The following is a 6,955-nucleotide window of genomic DNA, read 5'->3' as shown; positions in this document are numbered from 1 at the left end:
GCAAGTATAGCGCATGCTATACTTGCCAAATATTTTAAAATATTCATTTTCATAACAAAGTCTATGTCTTAAAATTCTATATCCAAACCAAATCCATAATAAGTCAGTGTCGGGTAGTTACGTCCGCTGTTTGCCCCGATGCCACCGATACCACCCATATCGCTGCCGAATTCAGAAGATTCCGGATCGATAAATGAGTTCTTGGTAAATGTCAACGGATTTTCGGTATTTACGCTGACACGTAATTTCTGTACACCAAACTTCTGAGTCAGTGCCTTCGGTAAGGTATATCCGATCTGGATATTCTTCACACGTAAGTAAGCTGCATTCAACAAATAAATATCTGATCCGGCCATACCCCAGTTGTTTGTAGAAGAAGATGAGCCCGGGGCAACTAAACGAGGCCATTGGGCATCCGGATTTGTCGGAGTCCAGAAATCCAACTGATGTTGATAAATACAATAGGAATAATTTGAGTGGAATGGTTCTATCAACTCACCACGCAGATACATGGAACGTTTGCCCACACCTTGCAGCATGACGTTCAAGTCAAAACCTTTCCATGTCATATTATAAGTGAAACCGAATGTATAACGCGGAAATGCATTACCCAGTATCACACGGTCTTTCTCGTCGATGACACCATCGTTGTTCTGGTCGACATACTTCACATCACCGGGTTGAACGGAAGCTCCTACCGGCAGCGCACTGTTCGCAATCTCATCGTAACTCTGGAACAACCCGTCTGTTTTATAACCGAAATACGAACCTAACGGCTCCCCTTCACGAATCAATTTATACAACTGGTCATTCTGGTCGATACGTTCTTTTCCTCCGAAATCGGTCACTTTATTCTTTGAGTCGGAAATATTGAAATTGAAGTTATGATGGAAGTCGCCGGAATTTAATTTGTAGTTGATAGTTAATTCCCAACCTCTGTTTTTCATTTCGCCAGCATTCTCTTTGGCTGCGGAACCACCATAGATGGACGATACTTCCGGTGTTAACAATATATTAGACGTCTTCTTATCAAAATAGTCTACAGATAAGAATAAATTCCCGTTCAGGAAGGTTGCATCGGCACCGATATTAAAGTTAGCTGATTTTTCCCATGTCAGGAAGGCATTACCGTCTGTATAGCTGGTTCCCGGGACGGATATGCCATTGAATACATAGCCGTTGTTATTCATCTGATAGACAGTCTGGTAAGAATAATTGTCCACATTCTGATTTCCCAGTACACCGTACGATGCTCTCAGTTTCAAATCGCCGATGTTGCTCTTATACGTATCCATAAAGGCTTCTTCAGACAAACGCCAGCCGGCAGAGAACGAAGGAAAGAAACCCCAGCGCTCGTCTTTGGCAAATTTTGAAGAACCGTCATAACGGAAAGAGACATCTCCATAATACTTATCCATATAATTATAGCCTACACGACCAAATACGGAAGTAATACTTGTCTGGTCCGTATCATTGTTCGAGTTTTTGTTATCTTTATTCTGGATGGATTCGTCTGTCGTCGGCAATCCCAGGTCTTCATCCGTGTATTCCCAGGCAATACGGCTTGCTTGTTTTGTGTAAGATTCGTTTGAAACACCGACCAATGCGCTTACGTTATGGACATTATTAAATGTACGGTTAAAATCCAATAAGAATTGTGTACTCAGAGTATAACGCTTTTCATTATAATCTTCAGTCATTGTATTGGAGTGCATGTACAGTACCGGATTCTCCAAATCGGCAGAAGAATACAACGGCACTTTCTTGTCGCGACGATAACGATGATGCTGGGTCAAATCCAGACCTACCAAACCGGTTGCTTTCAAACCATCGATGATCTTAACATCAAGGTTCATACTTCCGATAAAATTGTCTTCGTCTTTCTTCTCATAACCGCCATCCTGCAACAATGCCAACGGATTGTCATCGCCGACTATATCATTGACCAGATATTTGTCGCCTTCCATAAATTTGTAGTAATAATAAGACGGGACACGGGATGAGTTGATGATTGTGTTTCCTGTACCACCGGCCACAGTTCTGTCTTTACGACGGTTATAAGCCATCAAAGATGTCAACTTAAAGCGTCCGTATTCCGTACTCAGATTACTACGGAAGTTATAACGTTCCATACCGAAGCTACCCTGGAAGTTACTCTCCTGGTTATAGTAACTGGCGGATACCATGTAGGTCGTATTTTCACTACCTCCGGATACGTTTATGTTATAGTTCTGTTGGAGACCGGATTTGATGATTTGGTCATACAACCATTCTTCTTCATTACGGTGATCATACAAATCGCGAATCTGGGTGGGTGTGAACTGGGGAGCACTACCCACATTCATATTTGCCTGGTTTCTCAACATGGCGTTTTGCCAGCCTTCGACCGGTGAAAATAAAATATGCGGGTCCTGGATGCCGACCTGTCCATTAAACGCAACAACAGGTTTACTGCCTTTAGAACCCTTTTTAGTCGTTACCAGGATAACACCATTTGCAGAACGGGAACCATAGATGGCTGCACTACCTGCATCTTTCAGGACAGATACATTATCAATATCGTTCGGGTTCAGATTGTTCAGAGTCGATGAACTCGATACCAATCCGTCGATAACGATCAGCGGGTCATTGTTCCCCATCGTACTGACACCACGGATGTTGATGTTCATACTGTTATCGTTCGGATTCGCATTTTTGCTCTGGATAATAAGGTTGGCAGAAGCTCCCTGCAACGCCTGAGTCGCATTGGTTACCGGACGATTTTCAAAAATCTCGCTGTTCACCTGGTCCACAGATCCGGTAATACTCTTACGGGAACGGGTACCATAACCGACAACCACTACTTCGTCCAGTTTCTGTGTGTCTTCTTTCAATATAATACGAAAATCATTTTTCCCTTTCAGAGATATCGATTGCGTCAGATAACCGATAAAAGAAACATCCAGTGTGCCATTTTCCGGAACTTCTAACGAGAAATTACCATTAAAATCAGTAACCGTTCCGTTCGTTGTTCCTGAAACAACGACGTTTGCACCGATAACAGGCTCGCCTGTCTCATCGACAATAACACCTTTTACGTTCTTTACTTTCTGATTGACCGCATTTTGGGAGGGAGAGGTAATGACCAGATAGTCACCTTTTACCGAATAAGTATAGCCTGTACCAGCCAGCATCTGGCTCAATACATCCAATACTTCCGCATTTTTCTGATTAAGCACAACTTTCTTGTTTACATCCAACTGTGTGCCATTATAGGCAATTTTGTACTTGGATGAAGCTTCAATCTTCTGGAATGCTTCCTTTAAAGAAACAGTTCCTTCACTAAAGGATACCTTTTGCGCATTGATCTGCAGGCAACCTGCGATCAAAAAGCTCAGACAATAGGTTCCAATTCGTCTGGATTTGTGTTTGTTCTTCATATGTAATTAAAATAGTTAAACAATTGCACCGATTTGAGTACGTACTCATCTATAATGACAGATGGAAAAAACGTTGCACCCAATCAATCGTAAAACTTTTTCAAATTACATGTGATTTTTTTATTGTTTCCTATTTCAGATAAATACTTTTCCCGTCAATTTTATATTCCAGACCGGGTATCAACTCTTTCAGAAGCATGAATATATTTTCTACCGATTCATTTTTATTAAAATGAACTGTCAGCAGATTCTTATTATAGGCAGATGTCTGCAAATGTATATCCAACCCATATGTACGTTGCAGGATACGGATAATATCAGTGAATGAATAATTATCAAACAGCAAACCTCCCTCACGCCAATCAGAATAATCGGCAGAAACAACTTTTCTCACATCAACGTTCCCGGATTCTATATAATAGACCAATTGTTCATCAGGCACCAGGTGAAAAGTTTTCCCCTCTTCATCCTGCAAACGGACCTGTACAGCCCCTTCTTCAAGCGTAGTCGCGATCTGCCCTATTTCAGGATAAGCGAAAAGATTGAACCGGGTACCCAACACTTCGACATTCAGTGTCCGGGCTTTAACGATAAACGGTTGTTCCGTATTCTTTTCCACCTCAAAATAACCTTCACCTGACAAATAAACCTCACGTCTGTCTCCCACAAATATAGAAGGGTATATCAGTACACTACCGGAATTCAGCCAGACCCGGCTACTGTCAGGCAAAACAATCTGCTCACGTTTTCCGGCAGGAACAAAATGTTCTATCAGCGAAACAGTCGCCAACACATCTTTCACACTGGTTGCCTGCCAATAAAAATAGACGGATGTGGAAAACATAATCAATGGTAAAAGCCATATAGCTGTCAGTTTTACCCAAAACGGCATGATCCGCACATTTTTTGATGCGGATTTTTTCTGTTCCGTAAAACCTAAATTCTTACTCAATATGGAATAAGCCTGCCGGGGACGAGCTTCATTCATTTCCGGAAATCCCATAGTATCCCAAACCGATTGCAATGCCTCATCAACTTCCGGTCTGTCTTCTTTTTTCAATAGCCGTCGATGTATCTTCCAGTTCATCTCCTCCGGGAGATCATGGTGAAAGAAATAATCAACTATTTTTTTTATATAACTCATTTCTCCTTTACGATTATATTATAAAGACTACTCTCATGCTATTCACCCCTAATTTTTTAACACAAATAAAGTATCAATAGGTATAATAAGATTTTTCTTAACTCTTTTAACGCCAGATTCAAGTGATTCTCTACCGTCTTCTTGCTCAGATCCAATTTCTCTGCGATCTCTGCATTCGATAATCCCGCTTCACGGCTCAGCTGATAAATCAGTTTACGCTGAGGCGGCATATTTGCCACCACCATGTCTATCAAAAGTTGTAAATCTTTTGCTATCAGATCTTCGTCCGGTGAGTCATGAGCCTCTTCCTCAAAAGGCTTTTCATTCAACCTTTCTATACGTATTTGCCGGGCTTCCAAAAAATTAAATGTAGTATTTTTAGATAAAATGAACAGATAAGCTCCCAAATTCCTGACATCGGCAAACATACTGCGACTTCCCCACACTTTTGAAAAAACCTCCTGGGTAATATCTTCCGCATCTTGTTGCGATTTAACCAAGCCGTATACAAAATTGTGGACTTTAGGATAATAGTGCATGAATATTGCCTGAAAAGCATCTTGGCTTCCCTGGACCAGTTCCTTCACTAATAGTTCCTCGTTGATAGATTTCGTTAGCATAGCAGCAAATATACGAAGCTAATATTTAAATCAAAACGAACACTGATAATTTGTTTCGTCTAAGTTGATCTTAAAGGGCATTTAAGGTATTTCATAGAACGGAACTACCCACATTGTAACTTGTAATGGGCTTTATTCCCCATTGCAATGGGGAAAAATCCCCACTTCAATAAAAATAGTGGGGAATAATATTGAGAGAACAAATCGACAAATTAATAATGAATCATCCCAAGCATTTTACTTCTGGAAAGCAGACATGCTCCTAATGCACCTGCACGCTCTCCTAACTTGGAAACTTTGATCTCAGTATCCTGAGAAACCAGATTCAGTGAATATTTCCGTATCGCACTTTTAATCGGCAGACTGATATATTCGCTGGTCAAAGACAAAGTTCCACCGAGTACCACCAGCTCCGGATTGAAAATATTCATAAGTCCGGCAATTCCACGGCCCAGCTTCTCACCCATTTCTTCCAGGATTTCGATGCAAAGCACATCTTCCTTCTGGATTGCCTCTATCATATCGGCCATTTTTATCTTCTCTTTTTTCTCTATTTTCTCAGCGAGAATAGTACTGCTGCCTTCACGGTAACGTTCCAGCAACTTACGATGCAAGGCAGAACCGGATGCTTCGGTTTCAATACATCCCTTTTTACCGCAATGGCACAGAATTTCGTTATCAAAGAAACAGAAATGCCCGAATTCACCGGAAAAACCGGACTTACCATAATACAGTTCACCGTTTATAAAGATGGAAAGTCCTAATCCCCATCCCATATTAATGAACAATATATTTTTTTCACCCTTTACGACACCCTGCATATATTCACCATACATCATTGCGCGGGTATCATTTTCTATATAAATTTTTATCTTAATACGTTCTTCCAGAATCTGGGACAACGGTTTTTCTTCGAAATAGAAAATACTGTAGCTATAACCGGACACAGGGTTGACACGCCCGGAAATATTAACGCCTACCGCCAGCACTTTTTCACGCGGAACGCTTAGTCGGTCGATGAAGTCATTAATCAAATTGCATAGCATCTCCAGTGCCTCCGGTGTATTCTCCAATGAATACGGGATATTTTCTTCTATACGCAGCTTGTCTCCTTTGAAATCGACCGCTGCGATATTAATTTTACTCCGGAAAACATCCACTCCGACAAAATAACCGGAAACCGGATTCAAACCATAGATATTCGGCTTGCGTCCTCCGTTTGTCTCCTGTTTTCCAAAATCCAGGATATAACCGTCATCCAGTAATTCTCCTACCAATTTCGTTACGGTAGGAATACTCAAATCCATTTCCTTGCATAACTCTGCAATTGTGGCATCGCCATTGGCTATATAATAATGTATAATCTTCTTTTTTAATAATGCACTACGATTGCTATCGGCCGTGATAAGGAATTTTGTATTCATGGTGTTCTTTTTTGTCTACTGTAAATTTGAATAAACAAAAGTAGATAAATATTCTTCAAATAGTCCTCTGAGTAAATAAAAAAAATCGACAATAAACGTCCATATAAGACCCATCCATAAGCCAAAGATGACACTTACTTTCAAAAACAAGGTTTCCTTTTAAATAAAAAAATAGAGAATATCATAGTCTTTTAAGAACTAAGATACAAAAAGAGAGTGTTTTGGCATATTAACAGAGATCTCCGGCATCCTCATAGCAGATTCATTAAAAAGTCGAAAATCATAAGTTTATTTTAATTCATCTTATTATAATGAAAAAGTAAGCCATAGTTCATACAAGACTCAGGT

General features: G+C 40.4%; 4 protein-coding genes. All 4 read right to left on the bottom strand.

Annotated features, from left to right (window positions below):
• Positions 1–68: 68 nt before the first annotated feature.
• The 4 genes from NBH15_RS19915 to NBH15_RS19900 all read right to left on the bottom strand — a co-directional run bounded on the left by NBH15_RS19915 (position 69) and on the right by NBH15_RS19900 (position 6,607).
• Positions 69–3,419, bottom strand: a complete 3,351-nt coding sequence (locus tag NBH15_RS19915) for a TonB-dependent receptor (protein ID WP_250823374.1) — start codon at positions 3,417–3,419, stop codon at positions 69–71.
• Between the two features lie 130 nt (positions 3,420–3,549).
• Positions 3,550–4,563: a FecR family protein gene (locus tag NBH15_RS19910; protein WP_128133404.1), complete on the bottom strand. Its 1,014-nt coding sequence runs from the start codon at positions 4,561–4,563 to the stop codon at positions 3,550–3,552.
• A 56-nt stretch (positions 4,564–4,619) separates the two neighbouring features.
• On the bottom strand, positions 4,620–5,183 hold the full coding sequence (locus NBH15_RS19905; protein WP_009860543.1) for an RNA polymerase sigma-70 factor: 564 nt from the start codon (positions 5,181–5,183) through the stop codon (positions 4,620–4,622).
• A 212-nt stretch (positions 5,184–5,395) separates the two neighbouring features.
• Positions 5,396–6,607: an ROK family transcriptional regulator gene (locus NBH15_RS19900; protein WP_128133403.1), complete on the bottom strand. Its 1,212-nt coding sequence runs from the start codon at positions 6,605–6,607 to the stop codon at positions 5,396–5,398.
• Between the last annotated feature and the right edge of the window lie 348 nt (positions 6,608–6,955).

It is taken from the genome of Parabacteroides caeci (assembly GCF_023656795.1).
In the GTDB taxonomy this organism is placed as follows: Bacteria; Bacteroidota; Bacteroidia; order Bacteroidales; family Tannerellaceae; genus Parabacteroides; species Parabacteroides segnis.
This window is presented reverse-complemented; position numbering and strand designations above follow the sequence as displayed.

Bases quoted from the DNA above. Each gene is read 5' to 3' on its own strand.
- NBH15_RS19900 (WP_128133403.1), bottom strand. From the start codon at position 6,607: ATGAATACAAAATTCCTTATCACGGCCGATAGCAATCGTAGTGCATTA.
- NBH15_RS19905 (WP_009860543.1), bottom strand. From the start codon at position 5,183: ATGCTAACGAAATCTATCAACGAGGAACTATTAGTGAAGGAACTGGTC.
- NBH15_RS19915 (WP_250823374.1), bottom strand. From the start codon at position 3,419: ATGAAGAACAAACACAAATCCAGACGAATTGGAACCTATTGTCTGAGC.
- NBH15_RS19910 (WP_128133404.1), bottom strand. From the start codon at position 4,563: ATGAGTTATATAAAAAAAATAGTTGATTATTTCTTTCACCATGATCTC.